General features: G+C 73.1%; 20 protein-coding genes. 10 read left to right on the forward strand and 10 right to left on the reverse strand.

Going from position 1 to position 23980, the window contains the following annotated elements:
• Positions 1 to 621: 621 nt before the first annotated feature.
• Positions 622 to 2454 carry a chromosomal replication initiator protein DnaA gene (gene dnaA / locus ACZ55U_RS02090; protein WP_465521424.1) on the reverse strand — a complete coding sequence of 611 codons (1833 nt, stop codon included), beginning with the start codon at positions 2452 to 2454 and terminating at the stop codon, positions 622 to 624.
• A 354-nt stretch (positions 2455 to 2808) separates the two neighbouring features.
• On the opposite strand from dnaA, the gene rpmH reads away from it, so the two are divergent.
• The 9 genes from rpmH (at position 2809) to ACZ55U_RS02135 (ending at position 9560) form a co-directional block, all read left to right on the forward strand.
• Positions 2809 to 2946, forward strand: a complete 138-nt coding sequence (gene rpmH / locus ACZ55U_RS02095; RefSeq protein WP_030059672.1) for a 50S ribosomal protein L34 — start codon at positions 2809 to 2811, stop codon at positions 2944 to 2946.
• An 18-nt stretch (positions 2947 to 2964) separates the two neighbouring features.
• Positions 2965 to 3393 (forward strand): ribonuclease P protein component, encoded by a 429-nt coding sequence (rnpA, locus tag ACZ55U_RS02100; RefSeq protein ID WP_465521426.1) that lies wholly within the window; start codon positions 2965 to 2967, stop codon positions 3391 to 3393.
• Positions 3390 to 3761 carry a membrane protein insertion efficiency factor YidD gene (yidD, locus tag ACZ55U_RS02105; RefSeq protein ID WP_465521428.1) on the forward strand — a complete coding sequence of 124 codons (372 nt, stop codon included), beginning with the start codon at positions 3390 to 3392 and terminating at the stop codon, positions 3759 to 3761. The genes rnpA and yidD overlap by 4 nt, the downstream gene beginning before the upstream one ends.
• Positions 3758 to 4915 carry a membrane protein insertase YidC gene (gene yidC / locus ACZ55U_RS02110; RefSeq protein ID WP_465521430.1) on the forward strand — a complete coding sequence of 386 codons (1158 nt, stop codon included), beginning with the start codon at positions 3758 to 3760 and terminating at the stop codon, positions 4913 to 4915. The genes yidD and yidC overlap by 4 nt, the downstream gene beginning before the upstream one ends.
• A gap of 82 nt (positions 4916 to 4997) precedes the next feature.
• Positions 4998 to 5528, forward strand: a complete 531-nt coding sequence (locus ACZ55U_RS02115; protein WP_449782907.1) for a Jag family protein — start codon at positions 4998 to 5000, stop codon at positions 5526 to 5528.
• 158 nt (positions 5529 to 5686) lie between these two features.
• Entirely contained in the window at positions 5687 to 6505 is an 819-nt protein-coding gene (gene rsmG / locus ACZ55U_RS02120) for a 16S rRNA (guanine(527)-N(7))-methyltransferase RsmG (protein ID WP_465521432.1), read from the forward strand.
• Between the two features lie 262 nt (positions 6506 to 6767).
• The gene (locus ACZ55U_RS02125) at positions 6768 to 7706 is read left to right on the forward strand and encodes a ParA family protein (RefSeq protein WP_465521764.1); all 939 of its coding nucleotides are present in this window, start codon (positions 6768 to 6770) and stop codon (positions 7704 to 7706) included.
• Positions 7703 to 8815: a ParB/RepB/Spo0J family partition protein gene (locus tag ACZ55U_RS02130; RefSeq protein ID WP_465521434.1), complete on the forward strand. Its 1113-nt coding sequence runs from the start codon at positions 7703 to 7705 to the stop codon at positions 8813 to 8815. The genes ACZ55U_RS02125 and ACZ55U_RS02130 overlap by 4 nt, the downstream gene beginning before the upstream one ends.
• 127 nt (positions 8816 to 8942) lie before the next feature.
• On the forward strand, positions 8943 to 9560 hold the full coding sequence (locus ACZ55U_RS02135) for a GNAT family N-acetyltransferase (RefSeq protein ID WP_465521436.1): 618 nt from the start codon (positions 8943 to 8945) through the stop codon (positions 9558 to 9560).
• A 90-nt stretch (positions 9561 to 9650) separates the two neighbouring features.
• Here ACZ55U_RS02135 and trxA read toward each other — a convergent pair whose 3' ends face one another.
• The 7 genes from trxA to ACZ55U_RS02170 all read right to left on the reverse strand — a co-directional run bounded on the left by trxA (position 9651) and on the right by ACZ55U_RS02170 (position 20340).
• Positions 9651 to 9977, reverse strand: a complete 327-nt coding sequence (gene trxA, locus ACZ55U_RS02140) for a thioredoxin (protein ID WP_465521438.1) — start codon at positions 9975 to 9977, stop codon at positions 9651 to 9653.
• 132 nt (positions 9978 to 10109) lie between these two features.
• Positions 10110 to 11075: a thioredoxin-disulfide reductase gene (gene trxB / locus ACZ55U_RS02145; RefSeq protein WP_465521440.1), complete on the reverse strand. Its 966-nt coding sequence runs from the start codon at positions 11073 to 11075 to the stop codon at positions 10110 to 10112.
• Between the two features lie 173 nt (positions 11076 to 11248).
• Entirely contained in the window at positions 11249 to 12238 is a 990-nt protein-coding gene (locus ACZ55U_RS02150; RefSeq protein ID WP_465521442.1) for a zf-HC2 domain-containing protein, read from the reverse strand.
• The gene (sigM, locus tag ACZ55U_RS02155; protein ID WP_465521444.1) at positions 12235 to 12960 is read right to left on the reverse strand and encodes an RNA polymerase sigma factor SigM; all 726 of its coding nucleotides are present in this window, start codon (positions 12958 to 12960) and stop codon (positions 12235 to 12237) included. Before sigM ends, ACZ55U_RS02150 begins: the two co-directional genes overlap by 4 nt.
• Positions 12961 to 13009: 49 nt before the next feature.
• Positions 13010 to 14995, reverse strand: a complete 1986-nt coding sequence (locus tag ACZ55U_RS02160) for a protein kinase family protein (RefSeq protein WP_465521446.1) — start codon at positions 14993 to 14995, stop codon at positions 13010 to 13012.
• Between the two features lie 295 nt (positions 14996 to 15290).
• Positions 15291 to 17747 (reverse strand): murein biosynthesis integral membrane protein MurJ, encoded by a 2457-nt coding sequence (gene murJ / locus ACZ55U_RS02165; protein ID WP_465521448.1) that lies wholly within the window; start codon positions 17745 to 17747, stop codon positions 15291 to 15293.
• 58 nt (positions 17748 to 17805) lie between these two features.
• On the reverse strand, positions 17806 to 20340 hold the full coding sequence (locus ACZ55U_RS02170) for a DUF6049 family protein (RefSeq protein ID WP_465521450.1): 2535 nt from the start codon (positions 20338 to 20340) through the stop codon (positions 17806 to 17808).
• A gap of 366 nt (positions 20341 to 20706) precedes the next feature.
• Here ACZ55U_RS02170 and ACZ55U_RS02175 point away from each other — a divergent pair, with 366 nt between their 5' ends.
• Positions 20707 to 22131 carry a CCA tRNA nucleotidyltransferase gene (locus ACZ55U_RS02175; protein WP_465521766.1) on the forward strand — a complete coding sequence of 475 codons (1425 nt, stop codon included), beginning with the start codon at positions 20707 to 20709 and terminating at the stop codon, positions 22129 to 22131.
• A 55-nt stretch (positions 22132 to 22186) separates the two neighbouring features.
• Here ACZ55U_RS02175 and ACZ55U_RS02180 read toward each other — a convergent pair whose 3' ends face one another.
• Entirely contained in the window at positions 22187 to 23197 is a 1011-nt protein-coding gene (locus ACZ55U_RS02180) for an LppU/SCO3897 family protein (RefSeq protein ID WP_465521452.1), read from the reverse strand.
• Between the two features lie 58 nt (positions 23198 to 23255).
• Positions 23256 to 23933, reverse strand: coding sequence for an LppU/SCO3897 family protein (locus tag ACZ55U_RS02185; RefSeq protein WP_465521454.1), 678 nt, complete (start codon positions 23931 to 23933; stop codon positions 23256 to 23258).
• Positions 23934 to 23980 lie beyond the last annotated feature (47 nt).

Here is a 23980-nt window from a genome sequence, read left to right on the forward strand (position 1 = left end):
AGAGACTGTGGACGCGGGCTGTGGACGGGCAGGCCCCGCTGTGGACAGCCGAGCGTTACCCACAGGCCACGCTCGGTATCCACAGGTTATCCCCAGGGCTGTCCCCAGATCCGGGCCCGGTTATCCACGGGCGCCGGTCAACTTTTCGTGACGCCTTTCACACCAGGGTATGAACGCCAGTGCACGGTTGTCGAACTGTGGACGCCGCTGTGGACAACCTGGGGATAACCGCCCGTCGGCTGGGGACAACCGGTGGATAACCCGGACGGCCCACTGGGGGCCCGTCAATTGTCCACACCCTGTGGATAACCGTTGTGCACAAGTCCACAGGCACCTGACCTGCGCGGAAGAGCGTAGCGGCGACGGGCCTGTGGACGAATTCTGGATAACTCCGGGCCCCCCACCCTGTGGACGGCGGAGAACCGGCCCGGCCTGTGGACAACGGCCTCGCGCGCCCCCGGGTTTCGAATCACCGGTCAGTTGTTCGGCGCGGGCTGTGGACTGGCGGAGCGTCCGTCGACGGCATCTCTGCCCAGCCGGCGCGCGACGCACACCTGTGGACGCGCGAAAAGGGCGTCAGGATCGCTCCTGACGCCCTCGGGGCCGCACCGCCGGCGGCGGCTAGCTCTTGATGCGGTTGGTGAGTTCGGTGACCTGGTTGTAGATCGAGCGCCGCTCGGCCATCAGCGAGCGGATCTTGCGGTCGGCGTGCATCACCGTGGTGTGGTCGCGGCCGCCGAACTGCGCGCCGATCTTCGGCAGCGAGAGGTCCGTGAGCTCCCGGCACAGGTACATCGCGATCTGGCGGGCCGTCACCAGCACGCGGCTGCGCGAGGATCCGCAGAGGTCGTCCACGCCCAGGCCGAAGTACGCGGCGGTCTGCTGCATGATGACCTGCGCGGTGATCTCCGGGCCGGCGTCCTCGTCCCCGCCCGGGATCAGGTCCTTGAGGACGATCCCGGCCAACTCCAGGTCCACCGGCGCCCGGTTGAGGTTGGCGAAGGCGGTGACCCGGATCAGGGCGCCCTCCAACTCCCGGATGTTGCGGGTGATCCGGGACGCGATGAACTCCAACACGTCGGCGGGAGCGTTGAGTTGCTCCTGGATCGCCTTCTTGCGCAGGATCGCGATCCGGGTCTCCAGCTCCGGCGGGGTGACGTCGGTGATCAGCCCCCACTCGAAGCGGTTGCGCAGCCGGTCCTCCAGGGTGGTCAGCAGCTTGGGCGGCCGGTCCGAGGAGAGGACGATCTGCTTGTTCGCGTTGTGCAGGGTGTTGAAGGTGTGGAAGAACTCCTCCTGCGTGGACTCCTTGCTCGCGAGGAACTGGACGTCGTCCACGAGCAGGATGTCCATGTCCCGGTAGCGGCGGCGGAAGGTGTCCGCCTTGCCGTCCCGGATCGAGTTGATGAACTCGTTGGTGAACTCCTCCGAGGACACGTAGCGCACCCGGGTGCCCGGGAAGAGACTGCGCGAGTAGTGCCCGATGGCGTGCAGCAGGTGGGTCTTGCCCAGCCCGGACTCGCCGTAGATGAAGAGCGGGTTGTACGCCTTGGCCGGGGCCTCGGCGACCGCCACCGCCGCCGCGTGCGCGAAGCGGTTGCTGGCGCCGATGACGAAGGTGTCGAAGAGGTACTTGGGGTTCAGCCGGGCGGCCGGCTCGTCCTTGCGCGAGCCGCCGGCCGGGGGAGCGCCGGGCGGGGCGGGCACGCCCGGGACACCGGGACGCTCGGTCGAGCGCTCCGGGGCGGCCTTCTCGGACGGGCGGCCGCCGGAGGGGCGGGAGCCGCCCGCGCGGCGGCCGGCGCCGGTGCGGGGCTGCTCGTTCGGGCCGGGGCCGTAGGCGCCGCCGAAGAGGTCGCCCTGGGTGGTCGCGGGCGGGCCGGGAACGGGGCGCGGCGCCGGACGGGGCGCGGGCTCCTCCGGCTCGCGGTAGGCGGGCGGCTGCTCCTGGTAGCCCTGCCAGCCCCGGCCGGCGGCGGGGGAGCCGTACCCGCCCTGGCGCGGCTCGTAGCCGCCGGCGTCGTAGCGGGTGCGCTGGTAGTCCTGCTCGTAGGAGGAGCCGCCCTCGTAGGACTGGCCGTGCTCGTACGGCTGCTGGTACCCCTGGCCGCCGTAGTCGGGGGCCTCCTCCTCGGCCGGGCCCGGGTAGGGCTCGGCGGGGGCCTGGGCGGCGGGGGTGGTGGGCACCGCGTTGGCGTCGACCATCACGGCGATCCGGACCGGGCGGCTGAGCTCACGGCTGAGGGCCTCGGTCAGCTGCGGCAGCAGCCGGCCCTCCAGCACCTGCTTGGCCCGCTCGTTCGGGGTCGCCAGCAGGGCGGTGTCGTGCATCATCCACATCGGCTGGGTGCGCTGCACCCACTGTTTGTCCATCTCCCCGACATCGGGGTCGCTGACCAGCCGCTCGACGACCCTGGCCCAGACCGGGACGAGGTCGCTGTTGACATCAGCCACTGGTGCACGCTTTCCAAGAACAAACCAGACAAGTTCTGCAACGGTAGTCAGCGAACAGGGCCGGATCAAGTCGTTGTCCACAGGCTGTGGGCAAGGTGGACCGCAGGCGGCTGGTTTGACCCTCGCGCCCCGTCCCGCGTACCGTAACCAGGTCGAGTTGTCGATGGCCGCTGCCGCATGTCCGCGGGTCCACCCGCTCCATAAGGCGCGCAGCACGGGCGCCGTGGATTGCCTCAGACCCCAGCCGAACTGGGGCGATGGGCCGGATTTCCGAATTCAGGGGAGATCACGCGGACGCACGGTGACGGCCAAGCGACTCCCCGTCATCCTACGATTCACCTCAGGAGCCCCCGAGTGAGCAAGCGCACCTTCCAGCCGAACAACCGTCGTCGCGCGAAGACCCACGGCTTCCGGCTGCGTATGCGTACCCGCGCCGGCCGCGCCATCCTGGCCGCCCGCCGTGGCAAGGGCCGCGCCAGCCTGTCCGCCTGATCCGCGCCAGAGTCTGTTGTGCTGCCCTCCGAGAATCGGCTGCGGCGGCGCCAGGACTTCGCGACCGCGGTGAAACGCGGTCGTCGGGCCGGCCGGCCCCTTCTGGTCGTCCATCTCAGCAGAGACGGTGACCCGCAGGGGCAGACCGACCGGACCAGCGACTCCCGCCCGCACGTCGCCGAGGGGACTCCTTCGGCGCGTGCGGGTTTCGTCGTGAGCAAGGCCGTTGGCCCGGCGGTCGTCCGCAACCTGGTCAAACGCAGGTTGCGTCACCTCGTTCGTGATCGTCTGATCAGGCTGCCCGCCGGTAGCCTGATAGTGGTGCGTGCGCTGCCCCAGGCCGCGACCGCCTCGTACCAGGACCTCGAACGTGACCTGGACGCGGCACTGAAGCGGTTGCTGAGGACGGAGCCCGCCGCCACGGCGCCGACGGGAGCAGGGCGATGAAGTACCTGCTGATGGGTCTGATCAGGGTCTACCAGTGGACGATCAGCCCACTGCTCGGTCCGGTCTGCCGTTACTACCCCTCCTGCTCGCACTACGGCTACGAGGCCGTGAAGGTGCACGGGGCGGTCAAGGGCGGCGGACTGACCGTGTGGCGCATCCTGCGCTGCAATCCGTGGACGCCCGGCGGGGTCGATCACGTCCCGCCGCGCAAGCATCCGGTGTGGCACCGGCGGTTGCGGGACTGGCTGAGCAGCCGGTCCGCCGTCGACACGTCGGTGACCGTCACCCCCGCCGGTCCGGACCCAGAGGGCCCGGCGACCATTGGCCGCGAGCGGCCGATCCACCTGTCCAAGGAGCCTGACCGGTGACCTTCGGTTTTCTGAGTCCCCTGTACACCGCGGTGTCCTGGATCATCGTCCAGTTCCACTCGCTGTACAGCAACATCTTCAACCCGGACGGCGGTTGGGCCTGGGGCCTGGCCATCGCCTCGATGGTGGTCGTCATCCGGATCTGCCTGATCCCGCTCTTCGTGAAGCAGATCAAGGCGACCCGGGCCATGCAGGCGATCCAGCCGAAGATGAAGGCCATCCAGGAGCGCTACAAGAACGACCGGCAGCGCCAGTCCGAAGAGATGATGAAGCTGTACAAGGAGGCGGGCACCAACCCGTTCTCCAGCTGCCTCCCCATCATCGTGCAGGCGCCGTTCTTCACCGCTCTCTACGGTGTGCTCGCCAATGTCGCCAAGGGCCACGACATCGGCGTCATCCACGGCGACCTGCTGGTGAGCGCCGGCAAGGCGCACATCTTCGGCGCCCCGCTCTCCGCGACCTTCGTCGGCAGCGGTGAGACCAGCGTCAAGATCGTCACCGCGGTGATGATCATCCTGATGTCGCTGTCGCAGTTCGTCACCCAGCGCCAGCTGATGACCAAGAACGTCGACCTCACGGTGAAGACGCCGTTCATGCAGCAGCAGAAGATGCTGATGTACGTCTTCCCGATCATGTTCGCGGTGATGGGCATCAACTTCCCGGTCGGTGTCCTGGTCTACTGGCTGACCACCAACGTCTGGTCGATGGGCCAGCAGCTGGTCGTCATCCACAACAACCCGACCCCGGGCAGCAAGGCCTTCGAGGAGCGCCAGGCGCGGCTGAAGAAGGCCGGCCGACTGCGTCCGGACGGCACGGAGATCAAGGGCGCGCTCTGGGGCATGCTGCCCCCGTCCAAGGCGGCCGTCAGCGAGGCGGCCAGCGCCGCCGCGGTGGTCGAGGAGTCGGTGCAGGTGCGCCGCCAGCAGCCCCGCCGGCAGACCAAGTCGCAGCGCCAGCAGAGCGGTGCCGGGCAGTCGGCGGTCGACCTGGGCAAGGAGACGGCGGCCGAGGAACCGGCCGAGTCCGCCCCGGCGGAGTCCGGGGGCAAGCCCGAGGCCGCCAAGCAGGGCGCGGCCAAGCCCGCCGGCACCAAGCAGGGCACCCGGCAGCAGCCGAAGCGCGGTGGCGGCCAGCGGCCGAAGAAGAAGTCCTGACCGCCCCCCGGCCCGTTGTGACAGCCGCGAAGAGCTTCGTTCCCGGCCCGCCAGACGGGCCCATCTCCGAAGGAGTCCATCAGTGACGGAAGGCACCACCTCCGCCGTCGAGGCCGAGGCCGCCGCCAGCGCCGACGAGAGCCTCATCTCCCGCCTGGAGCAGGAGGGCGACATCGCGGCGGACTACCTGGAGGGTCTGCTCGACATCGCGGACCTCGACGGTGACATCGACATGGACGTCGAGGGCGACCGCGCCCTGGTGTCCATTGTCAGTGACGGCAACGACCGCGCGCTCCAGCGCCTGGTCGGCCAGGACGGCGAGGTGCTGGAGGCCCTCCAGGAGCTGACCCGGTTGGCTGTCCACCGGGAGACCGGCGAGCGCAGCCGCCTCATGCTGGACATTGCCGGCTTCCGGGCCCGCAAGCGCGAGGAACTGGCGGCGCTCGGTGCCAAGGCCGCGGAGCAGGCCAAGAGCACCGGCGAGCAGGTCAAGCTGCGGCCGATGACGCCCTTCGAGCGCAAGGTCGTCCACGACGCGGTCGCCGCGGCGGGCCTGCGCAGTGAGTCCGAGGGCGAAGAGCCCCAGCGGTGCGTGGTCGTGCTGCCGGCCTGAATCCGGTAGGCCGATGACCGGTCGCCGCGGCGGCCGGATGGCTTCACGGACGCGACCCCGTCCGCCTCGTGCGGGCGGGGTCGTCGTCCCTCCTGGGATGTTTCACGTGAAACAGTGCGTTGAGCGGGTCGGTGGATCCGGGGATCGGAGAGGTCGAGATGGACACGGATAACGCGGCTGCCGGCCGGGCGGGGGCGGACGTGGACCCGGCCGCGGAGGGGCGGGCCATCGAGGTGGGCGAGCCGGGCGAGCCGCCCGCCGCCGCCCGGGAGGTCTTCGGGGACCGGTTCGACGCCGCGGTCCGCTACACCGAGCTGCTGGCCACCGCGGGGGTGCAGCGCGGACTGATCGGGCCGCGCGAGGTGCCCCGGCTCTGGGACCGCCACGTGCTGAACTGCGCGGTGCTGGCCGAGCTGCTGCCGTCCGGGATCACCCTGTGCGACGTCGGCTCCGGGGCCGGCCTGCCGGGCATCCCGGTGGCGCTGGCCCGTCCGGACGTCTCGGTGACGCTGCTGGAGCCGCTGCTGCGCCGGACCACCTTCCTGGAGGAGGTCGTCCGGGAGCTGCGGCTGGAGAACGTCACGGTGCTGCGCGGCCGGGCCGAGGAGATGGTCGGCAAGCTCGCGGTGGACGTGGTGACCGCCCGGGCGGTGGCGCCGCTGGAGCGGCTGGCCGGCTGGGGCATGCCGCTGCTGCGCCCGCACGGGCAGATGCTGGCGCTCAAGGGCGACAGCGCCGAGCAGGAACTGGCCGACTCGCGGGCCGGGCTGGCCAAGCTGGGCGCGGTCGAGTGGAGCGTCATCGGGGTCGGTGAGGGCACCCTGGAGACCTCGACCCGGGTGGTCCAGGTGAAGGCGGGGGAGAGCCCCGGCGGGGTGAAGGCGGCGACCCGGCGTGCCAAGGCGGCCCGGGCGGGCCGCAACGCGAGCGCCCGCGGCGGCGAGCGCGCCCGGGGCGGGCGGCGCCGCGGCCGCTGAGCCGGATGCTGCCCCACACGTGGTGACCACGGGCGGACGGGCCTCCTGGAAGGGAGGAGCGTCCGCCCGTCGTCGTTCAGGTGACGGGCGGGACACCGGAGTGTCGCAACGTCAGATTTCCGGCATAGCGGGCATGGTGTTTCACGTGAAACGTCGCTCCTTGCTCTCGGGCATCCTCCGCCGTGACCGGGCGGCGACTGTTGCCGCTCCGGTTTCACGTGAAACACTGACTCCCATGCAGGACTCGGAGACCGTCGACCAGATCGATGACACCCCCATCGCACGGGCTGCGCAGGCCGCGGTCCGGGCGATCGGCCGAGCGGGCGAAGGACTGCCCCGGCCCGCCACCACCCGGGTGATCGTGGTCGCCAACCAGAAGGGTGGGGTGGGCAAGACCACCACCACCGTGAACATGGCCGCCTCGCTCGCCATGCACGGCCTGCGCGTCCTGGTCGTCGACCTCGACCCGCAGGGCAACGCCTCCACCGCGCTCGGCATCGACCACCACGCGGAAGTCCCGTCCATCTACGACGTCCTGGTGGAGGGCAAGCCGCTCGCCGACGTGGTGCAGCCGGTGCACGACGTCGAGGGGCTGTTCTGCGTCCCCGCCACCATCGACCTGGCGGGTGCCGAGATCGAGCTGGTCTCCCTGGTCGCCCGGGAGAGCCGGCTCCAGCGCGCCATCGCGGCCTACGAGCAGCCGCTGGACTACATCCTGATCGACTGTCCGCCCTCGCTGGGCCTGCTGACGGTCAACGCCCTGGTGGCCGGTCAGGAGGTGCTGATCCCGATCCAGTGCGAGTACTACGCGCTGGAGGGACTCGGCCAGCTGCTGCGCAACGTCGAGCTGGTGCGCGCCCACCTCAACCCGGCCCTGCACGTGTCGACCATCCTGCTCACCATGTACGACGCCCGGACCCGGCTGGCCGCCCAGGTCGCCGAGGAGGTCCGGACCCACTTCCAGCGCGAGGTGCTGAGCACGGCGATCCCGCGCTCGGTGCGCATCTCGGAGGCGCCCAGCTACGGGCAGACGGTGCTCACCTACGACCCGGGCTCGACCGGGGCGCTGTCCTACCTGGAGGCCGCCCGCGAGCTCGCGCAGCGTGCGGTGGTGGGCACGCTGGTGGGGCAGCAGCGGCACGGCCAGCAGGGGCACGGCGCCCCGGTGGCACAGCACGGTACGACGGAGGGTCATCAGTGAGTGCTCGCAGGGTTGGTCTGGGGAAGGGGCTCGGGGCGCTGCTCCCGTCGGCTCCGCCGGCGGTCGGCGGGGCGGTGGGACAGCCCGCACCGGCCGCGCCCGCACCGGCCCCGGTGGTGCGGGAGTCCGCCGGGACGGGGGCGGTCTCGCCGACCGCGGTGCCGGTGCTGCCGTCCGGCAGGGGGACGGTGGCCGCCCGGGCCGGATTGATGGGCCGACGGGAGAAGGCCTCGGCACAGCAGCCGGTCGAGCAGGCGGCCGAGGTCGCCGGGGCGCGGTTCGCCGAGCTGCGGATGGACTCGATCACCCCGAACCCGCGCCAGCCGCGCGAGGTCTTCGACGACGACAAGCTGGCCGAGCTGGTCGCCTCCATCAAGGAGGTGGGCCTGCTCCAGCCGATCGTGGTGCGCCAGGTCGAGGCCGAGCGCTACGAGTTGATCATGGGCGAGCGCCGCTGGCGGGCCTCCCGGGAGGCCGGTCTGGAGCGGATCCCGGCGATCGTCCGGGCCACCGAGGACGACAAGCTGCTGCTGGACGCCCTCCTGGAGAACCTGCACCGGGCCGAGCTGAACCCGCTGGAGGAGGCGGCCGCCTACGACCAGCTGTTGCGGGACTTCTCCTGCACCCATGAGGAGCTGGCCGACCGGGTCGTCCGCTCGCGGGCGCACGTCTCCAACACGCTGCGGCTGCTGAAGCTGCCGCCGTCGGTCCAGAGCCGGGTCGCCTCCGGGGTGCTGACGGCCGGGCACGCCCGGGCGCTGCTGGGGCTGCCGGACGGGGAGCGCCAGGAGGAGCTGGCCAAGCGGATCAACGCGGAGGGCCTCTCGGTGCGGACCACCGAGGAGATCGTCCGGATGATGGTCGCCGAGCCCGAGAAGCCCAAGCGCCAGACGCCGAAGGCGGGCAAGCTGAACTCCCCGGCCTTCAACGACCTGGCGAGCCGGCTGTCCGACCGCTTCGACACCCGGGTGAAGGTCGAGGTGTCGCAGCGCGGCGGCAAGCTGGGCAAGGGCAAGGTGGTGCTGGAGTTCGGCTCGGTGGAGGACCTGAACCGGATCCTGGACAGCATGGCCCCCGGCGAGGACGGTCTGCGGCTGTCGCAGGGCTGAGCCGGTCGGCCGAGGGCGACGACCCGATGGGTGCATGTTCCACGTGAGCGCGGTTTCACGTGAAACATGCACCCATCGGCGTTCGCGGGGGAATGCTCGACCGTGAGAGGGAGGAGGAGGTGCGGCCATGGGACGCCGGATCGCTCCGCTGACGCTGGACAACCTCGGGGACCTGCCGACCGGCTGCCGCTCCTGCGTGTTCTGGGAGCTGGACCCGGTCAGCGCGAAGCAGGCGGTGGAGTCGGGCAAGCCGGAGCTGGAGAAGGAGGGGTGGATCTCCACGGTGCTGCTGGAGTGGGGGTCCTGCGGCCGGATCGTCTACGTGGACGACCGGCCCGCCGGGTTCGTGCTCTACGCGCCGCCGGCCTACGTCCCCCGCTCGCAGTCCTTCCCGACCAGTCCGGTCTCACCGGACGCCGTTCAGCTGATGGTCAGCCGGGTGCTGCCGGGCTACCAGCGCCAGGGGCTCGGCCGGGTGCTGGTGCAGACCGTGGCCAAGGACCTGATCGGGCGCGGGGTACGGGCCGTCGAGGCCTTCGGTTCGGTCGGACGGGTGCCGGTCAGCTGCGTGCTGCCGGCCGACCACCTGCTCGCCGTCGGCTTCAAGACCGTCCGCCCGCACGGGCGTTATCCGCGCCTGCGGCTGGAGGCGCGGACCACGCTCTCCTGGCGGGAGGACGTCGAGGGGGCGCTGGAGCGGCTGCTCGGCGGCGGGCGGAAGGAGCCCGCGCTGCGGCCGTTCTAGGGCGTGCCTGACCGCCCGCGCCGGAAACGACGGTGGCGGGGCTCCTCGCCGAGAGGAGCCCCGCCACCGTGCGGTCGACGACCGTGATGCCTAGATGAACTCGGCCAGCTCGCGCAGCAGCGCGGCCTTCGGACGGGCACCGGTGATGGACTTCACCGGCTCGCCGTCCTTGTAGACGATCAGGGTCGGGATCGAGATGACGCCGTACTTGGCGGCGGTCGCCTGGTTGGCGTCCACGTCGAGCTTGGCGATGGTCAGCTTCTCGCCGTGCTCGGCCGCGATGTCCTCCAGGACCGGGGCGACCTGGCGGCACGGGCCGCACCAGGTGGCCCAGAAGTCGACCAGGACGGGCTTGTCGCTCTTCAGGACGTCGTTCTCGAACGTCGCGTCGGTGACTGTGGTGGTGGCGCCGGCCACGGGAACTCCTCGGGTTCGGACGGAGGGGGCTGCTGCCAGGAGAACAACGGGTGGGCCCGTTCTGTTTCTGCCCGGCGGGAGCGGGGGTGTTTCACGTGGAACACCCCCGCGTGGTGGATCGGGGGAGGGGACTCAGACCGCCACGGCGGCGGCCTTGGCCTCCAGGTCGTCCAGCGCGGCCAGGTAGCGCTCGGCGTCCAGGGCGGCGGAGCAGCCGGTGCCGGAGGCGGTGATGGCCTGGCGGTAGGTGTGGTCCACGACGTCGCCGGCGCCGAAGACGCCCGGGATGTTGGTCCGGGTGGAGGGGGCCTCGACCTTGAGGTAGCCCTCGGCGTCCAGGTCCAGCTGGCCCTTGAAGAGCTCGGTACGCGGGTCGTGGCCGATCGCGATGAACAGGCCGGTGACGGCCAGCTCGCGGGTCTCGCCGGTGGTGGTGTCGCGCAGGGTGACGCCGCTCAGCTTCGGGTCGCCGTGGATGGCCTCGACCGCGCTGTCCCACTCGAAGCGGATCTTCTCGTCGGCGAAGGCGCGCTCCTGCATCGCCTTGGAGGCGCGCAGGGTGTCCCGGCGGTGGATGATCGTGACGCTCTTGGCGAAGCGGGAGAGGAAGGTCGCCTCCTCCAGGGCGGTGTCGCCGCCGCCGACCACCGCGATGTCCTGGTCGCGGAAGAAGAAGCCGTCGCAGGTGGCGCACCAGGAGACGCCGCGGCCGGAGAGCTTGTCCTCGTTCGGCAGGCCGAGCTTGCGGTGCTGGGAGCCGGTGGTGACGATCACGGCGCGGGCCTTGTGGACGTTGCCCTCGGAGTCGGTGACGGTCTTGATGTCACCGGTGAGGTCGACCGCGACGATGTCGTCGGGGATCAGCTCGGCGCCGAAGCGCTCGGCCTGGGCCCGCATGTTGTCCATCAGCTCGGGGCCCATGATGCCGTCCCGGAAGCCCGGGAAGTTCTCGACCTCGGTGGTGTTCATCAGCGCCCCACCGGCGGTGACGGCCCCCTCGAAGACCAGCGGCTTGAGGGAGGCACGGGCCGTGTAGAGAGCGGCCGTGTACCCGGCCGGGCCGGAACCGATGATGATCACGTTACGGACGTCGCTCACTGCTTCTCCTGGTTCGCATCGCGACCCGCGTTTGCTGCGGGGAGGGCGGTCCTGCTCCGCCGCCCGGGACAACGACTGACCAGTGTCTCGCATTCCCAGGCGGATCAGTACCAGGCGCCCGGAGTCCGGAAGCGGCGTGCCGCCGCGGGCGTGGATCGCATGGGAACCGCCGGTCAGTGGCTGGGAACGGCCTGGTGCAGGGCGACCGGGCCGCAGTCGGGGGTGCGCAGGTAGACGTCCACGTAACCGGGGCGCCCGGGCAGCGGGTAGACCAGGACGTCGACCGGGGCGCCTTGGTAGCTGCCCCGGTCGGTGGCCAGCGGGGGCCCGGCGGCGGGGGCCGGGCAGGCCGCGCCGGCGGGGGTGTCGGAAGGGGCGTCGGAGGGGGAGGGGGCGGCGGGTTCGGGTCGGATGCCCTCGGCGGGCGGGGCGCCCTCGGACTTCACCGGTCCGGTGGCGTGCGGCCCGGGGGCGGTCTCCGTGCGGGCCAGCAACTGCTGGATCTGGACGGCCAGTTCGTCCTCGCGGTAGGTGGTGCCGGCGCCGACCGCGTGCGGGGTGCGGTTGGCGCCCGCGTCCGCGGCGGTCGGGGCGTTGCCGGCGACGGCGGTGGAGACGCCGGAGGGGGTGTCGGGGTGCGACAGCAGGGCACCGCCGAGCGCCAGGGCGGCGAGGGCGGCGGCCGAGCCCAGCAGCAGGGCGAACCGCCGGCGCCGGGAGCGGCCGGGGCCGGTGGCCGAGCCGGGCCTTCCGGCGGGCCGGTGATCGGGCCGGTGGGCGCTACGGGCGGAGGAGGACGGCGTGGCGGGCGGCAGGGAGGAGGGTATGGCGGCGGGGACCGATCGGGGCGACGCCTCGCCCGGGCGGTCGGCCGTGAGGCGCTCCTGCGACCGTCCGGCGGCTTCGGCGGCGGCCTCGGCCAGCGCCGCGTCCAGCCGGGCGGCGACGTCGGCCGGCATCGGCGGGGCGTCGACGTCGCCGAGCAGCGCCTGGACCTCGGCCAGTGCGTCGACGGTCTCCCGGCACCCGGCGCAGCCGTCCAGGTGCCGGCGCAGCGCCGCGAGTTCGTCCGGGGAGTCGACCAGCCCCTCGGCGAGGTCGGCGAGCCGCTCGACCCCGGGGTGGTCGTCGGCGGGGTCGGGGGAGGAGGGGTGGGCGTTCATAGGGTGCTCGCGTCTCCTTCCGGAACCGTCCGGCCGGTGCTCGGGCCCGTCCCTGGGACGGTGCCCGGCCCCTTCGGGTTCCCCGGGGCGTCCCGGCGCGGCGGCGGGGCCGAGCCGGGGGCGTTCCGCGCCTCCCGCGGGTGCGGTGTTTCACGTGGAACATCGTGGTCGCGCAGGTGCCGGACCAGCGGGAGGAGCCGGGCCCGGCCGCGCGCGCAGCGGCTCTTCACGGTGCCCACCGGGACGCCCAGCAGCTCGGCGGCCTCGGCGACCGGGTAGCCCTGCATGTCGACCAGCACCAGTGCGGCCCGCTGCTCGGCGGGCAGCTCGGCGAGCGCCGCGGCCAGTTCGCGGTGCAGCTCGGCCCGGACCACGGGGGAGTCGGCCGGTTCGGCGGTGCCGACCAGGGCGTCCAGCCGTCGCGGGTCCTCGTCGAGCGGGGTGGTGCGTCGGGTGGCGCCGCGCCGGGCGCGGTCCAGGCAGGCGTTGACCACGATCCGGTGCAGCCAGGTGGTGACCGCCGAGCGGCCCTGGAAGGCGGCGGCGGAGCGGAAGGCGGAGACCAGGGCGTCCTGGAGGGCGTCGGCGGCCTCCTCGCGGTCGCCCAGGGTGCGCACCGCGACCGCCCAGAGCCGGTCGCGGTGGCGGTTCACCAGCAGGCCGAAGGCCTCCGGGTCGCCGGCGACGTGCCGGGCGAGCAGCGCCGCGTCATCGTCCGCCACCGTCCACCCCCCTCGACTCCCTCGCCGTCGCGCCGGTCCGCCGGCCCGGTCAGCCGGAGACCTTGACCTCGGCGACCTGGCCCATGAAGTGGCCGTTGCCGTCCTTGGGCAGCGCGGTCAGCCAGAGCAGGAGGTAGCGCGTGGTGACCGGGGAGTCGAGGGCGTACTCGACGTTGGCCCCGCTCTTCTTGCCGACGACGGTGAAGGCGTCCAGCTTGGCGCCCGCCGGGTTGGCGGCGATGCCCGCGGAGGGCACCCGCAGCTCCGCGGTGTGCTCGCCGGCGAACTGGACGCTCACCGAGGAGACCGCCTGCGGCGAGCCGAGGTCGACCAGCAGCCCGGTGCCCGACTTGAGGGCGGGCGCCTTGGGACCGAACTGGTCGGCGTACCACTGGGTGTTCCAGACGGTGTTCGGGTCGCCGTCGACCGCCTTCGCGGGGTTGTCGCTCCCCTCGGTGCCGTCGCCCGGCGGGGTGTAGGACTGGGCGCCCTTGATGGTGAGCGGCACCGGGTTGTGGGTGCTGGCCTGCGGGCTCGGCGCGGCGCTGCTGGTCGAGGGGAGCGGGGAGGCGGCGGCCGGTCCGGTGTGGCGCAGCGTGTCGACGAACTGCCAGGAGGCGACGCCGATCGCGCCCAGCGCGACCGTCCAGGCGGTGGCCTTGACCACCTGGCGCAGCCGCCGCCGGAAGCGCCGGGGGGAGGTCGGGCGGGAGGAGGCCGGCAGCGGGCTGACCGTGGTGTCGGCCACCCGGGTCGGGTTGGGCGCGGTGGGCAGCGCGTGGGTGTTGTGCCGGGGCGGGGCCGGGAAGGCGGGCAGCTCCGGTTCGGGCTGGCGGATCCGGGGCAGCTGCGCGATCGCCCGGACCAGCTCCTCCGGCGTGGTGATCGGCTTCGCGTGGTGCGGCGGCTGGTCGAACAGGGCGCGCGCGGCGAGCTCGGACAGGCCCTTGTGCACCCCGGCGCGGACCTGGTCCGGGGCGACGTTCTGGAGGCCCTTGGGCAGGCCCTGGAGGTCGTAGCGGTCCTCCGGGTACGGCCAGCGGTGGGTGAGCGCGGCGAACAGCAGTGCGCCGATCGCGCGGGTGTCGGCCCGCTGGGCGTCCTCGGCGTCCTCGGCGGGCAGCCCGCGCAGGGCGGCGTCCACCGCGATGCCGTTGATCCGGTACTGGCCGCTGTCGGTGCGCAGCACGCAGCGCGGGGTGAGCCGCAGATGGGCCTGGCCGCGCCGGTGGGCGGCCGCGACGGCGTCGGCGACCTGGCGGACCATCTGGTACGCCTCGTGCGGCTCCATCGGGCCGCTCGCGATCAGCCGGGCCAGGTCGGAGGAGTGCGGCAGCCACTCCCGCACGACGTAGACCAGCTCGCCCTCGTGGACGGCGTCCAGCACCTGGACGAAGCGCGGGTCGCCGAGCAGGGCGGCGGACTTGGCCGCGGCCAGCACCTTGCGGGCCCGCTGGTGGCCGGAGGCCATCAGGTGGACGCCGACGGCCCGGCGGAGCTTCTCGTCGACGGCGCGCCAGCTGCTGAAGGTCTCGGTCTGGGAGATGCACTCCTCCAGCCGGTACCGGTGGCCGATCATGTCGCCGCTGCGGCGCTGCGGCGCGGGGAGGGTGCGCGGCAGGGTGGCGGTGTCGCGCGGGTCGACCGTGGGCTGCGGGTCGGTGGGGCGGCGCGCGGGGCGGGCGGGCTCCGGGGCGGGCTTCTTCCGGGGGGAGCCGGCGGCCAGTTCGGCGCGGATCTCCTGGACCGAGAGCGGCGCGGTCATCTCCGAGGTCTCCTCGCCGGCGGCGGACTCCGGGCGGTCGTCCGCCCGGTCGTCCGGTGTCCGCTCGGGTGCCCCGTCCGCGTCGGTGTCCGCGGTGGTGCGCCCGGGGACGGCGGCAGCGGCGGCAGCGCCCTCGCGGGCGTCCGCGGAGGCGTTCTCGCCGGCGTCCTCCGAGCCCGCGAGCTCGTCGATCGCCGCGGCCAGCGCGGCCTCGTCCGCCGCCGCGCCAGCTGCTGACGTCTCGACGACCGCCTTGGTGCCATCAGCCACCGTGGTCCTGCCTCCCCTTGTGTCGCCCCGGCCTGAGAGAGTCGCTGGAGCCCGAGGGTTGGCCGCCCTGTGCTCCAGGACAATTGTGCCCACTCTTCTCCACCGGGTACGACCGCTGAGGCGTCCGCTCGGTTGCACGGGGGTGGAGAGATGTGGTGCAGATCCGACACCCGGTCGCCATCCGGCGCCCCGGCGGACCCGAACGAACCGGTGACCCGGCGCTCGGCCGGACGAGCGTCGTGCTCCGGTTGACGCCCGGTCAGGGCGCCCGCTCGTCCGGCCGGTGGCCGGACGGTCAGCGGCCCAGCCGGCCGCGGAGCATGCTCAGCGTGGCGTTCAGCTCCTCGATCCGCAGGCGCTTGGCGACGAGCGCGAAGACCACCAGCTGGAGGCCGCCGGCCACCACCACGGACGCCACGCTGCCCGGCCAGCCGCCGATCACCTGCTGGATCCCCAGGCTGGCGCCGAGGCCGACCAGGGCGGCCGGGACGCAGGCGGCGGTCAGCCGGCTGTACGTCCGGCCGATCCGCTTGGTGTCCAGCCCGCCGATCCGCTTCTTCAGCTTCGGCATCGCGACGATCACTCCGACGGCGTAGCCCAGGCCGTAGCCGAAGGCGATGCCGATCACCGTCCACTCGGCGGGCAGCACCAGCCAGCACAGCACCGCGAAGCCGGCCTGGCAGCCCGCGACCCAGACGGTGTTGGAGAACGGGGTCCGGGTGTCCTCGTAGGCGTAGAAGCCGCGCAGCATCACGTACTGGGCGGAGTACGGGATCAGGCCCAGCGCGAAGGCGGAGAGCATCAGACCGATGTTGGTGGCGTCGTCCAGGACCCTCTCGTTGCCGCCGACCGCGTAGATCGAGCGGCCGATCGCCGGGCCGAGCGCCAGGAACAGGAACGCCGCCGGGACGACCGCCACCGCCGTGCTGCGCAGGCCGTAGGAGATGTCGTCCCGCACGGCACCGGCGTCGTCGTCGGCCGCGGCCCGGGAGAGCCGGGGGAGCACCGCGCTCATGATCGAGACGGTGATCACGGCCTGCGGGAGCTGCCAGATCAGCAGGGCGTTGGAGAACGCGGCCAGGCCGACGCCGCCGTGCCCGGCCGCCGCCGCGGCGGCGCCCGCCTTGGTGGACAGCTGGGTGATCACCAGGTAGCCGGCCTGGTTGGCGAGCACGAAGAAGAACGTCCACTTGGCCAGCCGGGCCGCCTTGCCCAGGCCGGCGCCGCGCCAGTCGAAGCGCGGCCGGTAGTGGAAGCCCGCGGCCCGCAGGTACGGGATCATCGACAGCGACTGGACCGCGAGGCCGACCAGGGTGCCGAGGCCGAGCAGCCGCACGCCCTCGGGGGAGATGGTGTCGGGGGCGACGTGGGTGGTGCCGAACCCGCCGTAGACCCAGATGTACGCGGAGAAGGTGAAGATCACCACGATGTTGTTGAGGACCGGGGTCCACATCATCGCGCCGAACCGGCCGCGGGCGTTGAGGATCTGGCCCATCACCACGTGGATGCCCATGAAGAAGATCGTCGGCAGGCAGTAGCGGGCCATCGCCACCGTGGTGTCGGCGAGCTCCGGGGTGGCCATCATCGGATGGGCGATCAGCTGCACCAGGACCGGTGCCCCGAGCACCGCCAGGAAGACCACGCCGCCGAGCCCGACGATCACCAGGGTGAGCAGCCGGCTGGCGTAGGCGGTGCCGCCGTCCTCGTCGTTCTTCATGCTGCGCACCAGTTGCGGCACGAAGACCGCGTTCAGCGCGCCGCCGCCGATCAGGATGTACAGCAGGGTCGGGAGGGTGTTCGCCGCGTTGTAGGAGTCACCCATGACGGCGACGCCGATGGCCGTGGCGATCACCATGGTCCGGACGAAGCCGGTGCCGCGGGAGACCAGCGTGCCGGCCGCCATCAGCGCGCTGGAGTTCAGCACGCTGGCGACCTTGCCGCCCCCGCCGGCCGGCTTGGCGGGCTCGGGGGCGGGCGCCTGCTCGCCCGACCACTCCTCGGCGGCGTCCCCCGAATGCCGGCCCGCCGGGGGCACCGCGACGGAGGCCACCTGCATGGTGGCCTCCGCCTCGGACAGCGGCGGGTCGAACTCGATCGGCGGCACGAAGTGCTGCTGCCCGGCCGGGGCGCCGGCGTGCTGCGGGTGCCCGGGGTGGCCGGCCATCGGCGGGTACGGTGCCGGGTCGGCCGGCGGGGGCATCGGCTGGCCGGGCTGCGGGGCCATCGGCTGGGGGACGGGCGGCGGCGTCGCGGCCTGCGCCGGGCGGCCGCCGAACAGGGCGTCCACCCCGACGTACTCGGTGGTCTCGGAGTCCCAGGCGGCGTGTGCCGGGCCGGGGTGCCACTGCGGCAGGGGCTGCTCGGCGCCGCCCCAGTGGCCGCCGGCCGGGACCGGGTCCTGCGGCCAGGCGGCCTGCGCCGGGGTGTCCCAACCGGGCTGCGACGGCGGCACCGGCGGCGAGAAGTGCTCCGGGGCCTGGTACGGGCCCGGAGGCACCGGCGTCGGGTAGCCGCCGACCTGCGGCGGCAGCTGCGGCGGCACGTCGTACGCGGCGGCCGGCGGCTGCGGCGCGGCGGGCCGGTCGGCCCGCAGCCCGTACGGGTCCTGGCCGTCCCGCGGGTGCCCGTACGCGTCCGCCGCGTACGGGTCCTGGGCGTAGGTGTCGGCCACGTACCAGTCGCCGGACGGCGACTCGGCGCCCGGCCGGCTCTCACCGCGGCCCGGCGGCCGCTCCTCGCTGCGCCCGGTCATGTCACCTCTTCGCTGTCGTGGGGGGAGGCCGGCCCGGGGGTGCGGGGGGTCGGCGGTATCAAGGACCAACCTTCTCATCACTGGCGGCCCGATCCCGGCCATCCGGGCTGCTGCCGCGCGGTGTCTGCGCGCGACCGCCACCAGCGGTGTCATCCGTCCCGCCGGTCCCGTCCGGTGCCCGGACCCCGGTGGGATCCTCCGGGGAATCCGCCGCCGGGGGCTGCTCCCGGTCCGCCGGAGCGGGCTCCGCCGCCGCGCCGCCGCCCGCCGCCGGGGCGTCCCCGATCGGCTGGTCGCCGTCCTCGTGCGGCTGCCCGCCGCGCCGCCTGCGCTGGCGCACGAAGCGCAGCGCGGCCAGCAGCAGCAGGACGCCCGCGCCGGCGAAGACGTACAGCACGCCGTTGGTCACCGAGGTGACGTTCACCTGGAACCGCTGGGGCTCGCCGTACGGCCTGGAGTCGGGGCCGGTGGTCCACAGCTGGGCGGTCATCGCGACCCGCCCGTTGTTGTGCGCCTCGGCGTTGAAGCGCAGGGTCACGCTCTGCGAGGCGGGGAGGACCAGCTCCTCCTCCTTGCCCACCCGCAGCCGGTTCGGCTGGGCGGAGGTGAGCACCAGCTTCAGGTTGGTGACCGGCTGGGTCAGGTCGTTGCGGACGCTGACCTGGAGCACGCCGGTGTTGCCGGCCAGGGTGACCACGTTCTTGTGCGGCACCTGGACGGCGTTGGTCAGCTCGTTCAGGTACCCCCTGACACCGGCCCGGTAGGTGCTGCCGGCCGCCGGATCGCCGCGCCACTCGGTGGACAGCGAGCGGACCATCGCGGCGCTGAACGGGCCGCGCACCCGCTGGGGCAGGGTGAGCACCCGCATCAGGGTGTCCAGGTCGTCCTGGATCCCGTCGGTGCCGCTCAGGTCGTCCGCCGGCAGCTCCGAGGAACGGGCCTGCGTCGGGTAGTCGGTGGGCGCCGGGACGCCGGTGTTGGCCTTCGGGTCGGGCGCGGACTGGGCCACCGCGTCCAGCTTGACCGAGGAGATCCACTTGCCGTCCGCCGTCTGGAGGGCGTTCGCCAGCGTCTTGGCGGCGTCGGCGCTCAGGTCGCGCGGCGGCATGATCAGCAGTCCGCGCTGGTTCTGCGGCTGCTCGTGGGTGATCGCGAAGGTCTCGGCGAGGAAGCGCTGGGTCGTGTCGGTCTGCGCCTGCCGGCCGCTCAGGTCCCGGTCGAAGAGCGCGGAGACCGTCGGGTCGGCCACCACGGCGTTCTGCCCGGTGCCGATCTGGCGGACCGCGGTCGGGGTGTAGTTGAGCGAGTCCGGCTCCGGCATGCTCTCGCCGTTGACCAGCACCAGGCTGCTGCCCGCCTGCTGGGCGAGGGCGGCGATCTGCTGGTCGAGGTGGCCCCGGTACGGCCAGGCGACGTCGGAGCGGGTGTCCACGGAGAGCCGGCCCTCGACGGTCAGCCGGCCGGCGGTGGCCGCCTTGCTCAGCGCGGTGGTCATCCCCGCGAGGTCGGAGCCGTTGTGGGCGATCGAGGCGAGGTCCGGGTCGGCGTACGGCAGCGCGACCACCTGGTCGCCCTGCTTGGCGACGGCGGCCCGCAGCTTGTCCAGCCAGGCGGTGGCGGCGGCGTTGCCGGTGCCCGGGACGGTGTTGTCGTCCTTGGCCGACTTGCCGGACGCCTCGGTGCCCGGCTTCTGCACCTTGTACGGCTTGGTCATCGCGAGCGCGGTGTCCAGCAGGTCCGGGTCGATCACCCAGGTCAGCCCGTTGAGCTTGGCACCGGTGTCGACCAGCTCGTACAGCCGGCCGCCCGGGGCGAACTCGGTGGCGAGGCTGTCGTCGCGCAGCACCGAGATGGTCTGGTCATCGGCGGCGGTGGTCTGGGCGGCCATCACCGGCGCGTGCACCAGCGGCCAGACGGTGGCGACCTTCGTCGGCTGGGCCCCGTCGTTGCCCGGGTTGTACGGCAGGAAGGTCCGGGCGATGCCCAGGGCGCGGTCGCGCCCGTTGTCGCCGGTGCTGCCCCAGGCGTCCACGGCGAGCTCGTACGCGCCGTTCGAGGTGAAGCCGAGCTCGTTCACCGCGACGCTCAGGGTGTACGACTGGCTCTGCCCCGGGTTCAGCTCCGGCAGGGCGTACTGGGGGCTGTCCAGCTCGATGCCGTCCCGGTCGCTCGGCGTGGAGCGGCCGGCCACGCCGGCCAGGTCGCTGCGCCGGTCCAGCGGCTTGTTGGAGGCCGGCTTGCGGACGGCCGCGTGGGCGCCCCTGATCACCGACTTGCCCGCGTTGGTGACGTGCCCGGTGATCGTCACCGTGCCGTTCGGGGTGGCCACCTGGGGGCTCAGGGTGTCGATGGTCATCACCACCGGGTACTCGGCCGTGACGGTGGCGTCGGCGGCCGGGCGGACGTTGCCGCCGGTGGGCAGCGCGCCGGCCGGGGCGGCCGTGCAGAGGGTCAGGGCGGCCGCGCAGGCGGCGGCCAGGCGCAGGCCCGCTCGGCGGGCCCGGCGGGCCGGATGGCGCCCGTCGGAGGGGCGCTCGGCCCGTCCAGGCTGTCGGTGCGCTCCCAGGCCCGAGTGCCGGTCCGGCTCACTCACTCGCTTCGCCCTCGCCGTTCTCGATCGTTCGATGCTGATGCCGTCCGCCCGGCGCGGTCCGCCCGACGGTCTTCGTGTGACGCTGTTGGAACCCTTCGCCCGACGCCGTCGCCGCACGGCCGCCGCGGGAGTTCCGCGGGAGTGGCGACACGCGACACCGCATCCCCTGGCCGGTGTCCGAGATTCGTCCACCGGCATGGTAACGATGCGGCCTGCGGTGCGGTGTTGCGGGCTGTGGGGTGAGACGCCCAAAACGCGCGGGCGGTTGACCTGGCCGGGCACGTACCCTTGTGAGCCGTGTCCACTGCCAATGAGCCCACCGCGCGCACCGACCGTTCCAGCACCGCCGTCCAGGCCGTCCCAGGCCTGAGCGAGGCCCAGACCCTCGGCCTCCAAGAGCTGCTGCGGGTGTCACCGGTGGCCGACGAGATCGCCCGCCGGTTCCAGGCGGCCGGTCACCGGCTGGCGCTGGTCGGCGGGTCCGTCCGGGACGCGCTGCTCGGCCGGCTCGGCAACGACCTGGACTTCACCACCGACGCCCGCCCGCAGCAGGTGCTCAAGCTGGTCAAGGGCTGGGCGGACGCGGTCTGGGACGTCGGCATCGCCTTCGGCACGGTCGGTGCCCGCAAGGACACCCCCGAGGGCTCCTTCCTGATCGAGATCACCACCTACCGCTCCGAGGCGTACGACCGCACCTCGCGCAAGCCCGAGGTCAGCTACGGCGACACCATCGAGGAGGACCTGGTCCGCCGGGACTTCACGGTCAACGCGATGGCCGTCGACCTGCCCGGCCGCGGCTTCGTCGACCCGCACCACGGCTTGGAGGACCTGGAGGCCCGGGTGCTGCGCACCCCCGCCACCCCCGAGGAGTCCTTCTCCGACGACCCGCTGCGGATGATGCGGGCCGCCCGCTTCGCCGCCCAGCTGGACTTCGACCCGGCGCCCGAGGTGGTCGCCGCGATGACCGCGATGGCCGAGCGGATCACCATCGTCTCCGCCGAGCGGATCCAGGCCGAGCTGAACAAGCTGCTGCTGGCCGCGCACCCGGTGAAGGGCCTGCGGCTGCTGGTCGACACCGGGCTGGCCGGGTACGTGCTGCCCGAGCTGCCGGCGCTGCGGCTGGAGCGGGACGAGCACCACCGGCACAAGGACGTCTACGAGCACTCGCTGACCGTCCTGGAGCAGGCCGTCGACCTGGAGCAGGACGGACCGGACCTCACCCTGCGGCTGGCCGCGCTGCTGCACGACATCGGCAAGCCGCGCACCCGCCGCTTCGAGCCGGACGGCCGGGTCTCCTTCCACCACCACGAGGTGGTCGGCGCCAAGATGGTCCGCAAGCGGATGCGCGAGCTCAAGTACTCCAAGGAGATCACCGAGGACGTCTCGCGCCTGGTCGAGCTGCACCTGCGCTTCCACGGCTACGGCGGCGGCGAGTGGACCGACTCGGCGGTGCGCCGCTACATCACCGACGCCGGGCCGCTGCTGGAGCGGCTGCACAAGCTGACCCGCTCCGACTGCACCACCCGCAACAAGAAGAAGGCGGCCGCGCTCTCCCGCACCTACGACGGCCTGGAGGCGCGGATCGCCGAGCTGAAGGCGCAGGAGGAGCTGGACGCCATCCGCCCGGCGCTGGACGGCAACCAGATCATGGAGCTGCTCGGCCTCCGGCCCGGCCCGCAGGTCGGCAAGGCGTACAAGCACATGCTCGAACTGCGGCTGGAGCACGGCCCGATGGAGCACGACGAGGCGGTCGGGGCGCTGCGGGCCTGGTGGGCCGAGCAGCAGGGCTGAGGAACGCCGGCGGGGGTGGCCCGGGCCCGGGCCACCCCCGTTTCCGCACGGTGTCTCAGCCGTTGACCGACCGTAGGCACAGGACGTAGTCCAGGGACGGAAGGAGCGGGTGCTTGACCCAGTACGTGCTGGTGGCCTTCGGCTGCTTGGCGCAGGCGTCCTTGTCGGACGTGCCGGTGTACTTGTAGACCACCTTGTACTGGGCCTTGGCGTCCGTGCACGGCAGCACGGCCATCTTCGGGTCGGTGTCGCTCCCGTCGTTGTGCAGGCAGTCCCCGGCCTTGGCGGCGTCGGCCGGGTCGGCGGCCGGCGGGGTGTAGGACGGCAGCGTGAAGGTGGGGGTGGGCAGCGGCGCCGGGGTGTAGGTCGGCAGGGTGAAGGTGGGGCTGGGCAGGGTCAGGACGGTGGACCGGCTCGGGCTCGGCAGGGGGTCGGCGACCGGGCCGTCGTCCTTCCCGGGGCCGAGCACCCCGGTGGCGGCCAGCACCACGGTGAGCGCCAGCGAGACCGGCACCAGCAGCATCGCGATGTGCGGGCGCCTGGTCAGCGGGACGCCCGGGTCGAGCTGGGGGCCGTGGGTGCCGGGGGCGGGCGGCGGCAGCTGCTTGAACTTGTGGTGCGGGCCGAGGTTCAGCAGCAGCGTGATCGGGGTCAGCACCCAGGAGACGAAGCTCCACCAGCCCTGGACCAGGGTCCGGGCGGACATGTCGCGCACCGTCGCCGTTCCGCAGGTGCGGCAGAACGGGCCGGTCATCCGGAGCATCCGGTAGGCGACGATCAGGCCCTGGTGGCCGCGGACGGTGGCGTCGACCGCCGGGTAGCCGCCGCAGAACCGGCAGGTGGCCCCGCCCACCGGCGGCGGGTACCCGTAGCCGTAGGCGTCCGGCGGCGGCTGCACGCCGTACGGCTGCTGGGGCGGCGGGGCGGCCGGGTAGCCGTACCCGGGCGGCGGCGGGGGCGGGGCGCTCGGGTAGCCGTACCCCGGGGGCGGCGGCGGGGGCGGTGCGCCGTAGGAGCCGCCGGAGGCGTACGGGTTGCCGTCGCCCGGGGGCGGGCCGTACGGCATCTGGGGAGGAGGAGGCGGAACGGACAAGTGGTCCCCCGGGGAAGGAGTGGCGGAAGGGTCAGGACTGCTTCACCGGCGGGACACCGGTGGGGGCGGGCGTCATCGAGCCGAGGCAGAGCACGTACCGCTTGGTGTTCCAGCGGCGGCCGCTCTTGCCCGCGACCGTGTTCACGGTCTGCGGCGTCCCGGCGCAGCGGCTCCGGTCGGTGGTGCCCTCGAACTTCGCCAGCACCCGGTAGTTCGCCCGGGGATCGGTGCACTTGACGATCTCGACGTCACGGGTGCCGCCGGCCCGTACGCAGTCGCCGGGCTTGGCGCTGCTGACGCTCGGTCCGGCGACGAAGTAGCCCACCGCCAGCGCCAGGCCGCCGCCGACGACTCCGGCGATCCGCAGCTTGGACCGGGTGCCGCGCTTGGCGGCCGGGGCGGGCGGCATCACCGGCGCGGGCTGCGGGGGGCCGTACGGCCCGGGGGGCGGCTGCTGCCCGTACGGCCCGGGGGCCGGCTGACCGTACGGCTGCTGCCCGTAGGCGGGTGGCGGTCCGAAGGAGGGCGGCTGCCCGTGGCCCGGTGGCGGACCGTAGGCCGGCTGCTGCCCGTAGGTTGGCTGCTGCCCGTGGGCCGGCGGCGGGCCGTAGCCGGGCGGGACCGGCGGCGCGGGTTGCCCGTAGCCGGGCGGCGGCCCGTACGGCGCGACCGGCGGGGGCGGCCCGTACGGGTTCGGCGGTGTGCTCATCAGTTCGTCCCCCGAGACTAAGTTCTGTCGATGCGACAGGCCTGAGT

It is taken from the genome of Kitasatospora sp. NPDC034533, from assembly GCF_055575155.1.

Bases quoted from the DNA above. Each gene is read 5' to 3' on its own strand.
- yidD (WP_465521428.1), top strand. From the start codon at position 3,390: ATGAAGTACCTGCTGATGGGTCTGATCAGGGTCTACCAGTGGACGATC.
- rsmG (WP_465521432.1), top strand. From the start codon at position 5,687: ATGGACACGGATAACGCGGCTGCCGGCCGGGCGGGGGCGGACGTGGAC.
- ACZ55U_RS02135 (WP_465521436.1), top strand. From the start codon at position 8,943: ATGGGACGCCGGATCGCTCCGCTGACGCTGGACAACCTCGGGGACCTG.
- ACZ55U_RS02150 (WP_465521442.1), bottom strand. From the start codon at position 12,238: ATGAACGCCCACCCCTCCTCCCCCGACCCCGCCGACGACCACCCCGGG.
- murJ (WP_465521448.1), bottom strand. From the start codon at position 17,747: ATGACCGGGCGCAGCGAGGAGCGGCCGCCGGGCCGCGGTGAGAGCCGG.
- ACZ55U_RS02180 (WP_465521452.1), bottom strand. From the start codon at position 23,197: ATGCCGTACGGCCCGCCCCCGGGCGACGGCAACCCGTACGCCTCCGGC.
- ACZ55U_RS02185 (WP_465521454.1), bottom strand. From the start codon at position 23,933: ATGAGCACACCGCCGAACCCGTACGGGCCGCCCCCGCCGGTCGCGCCG.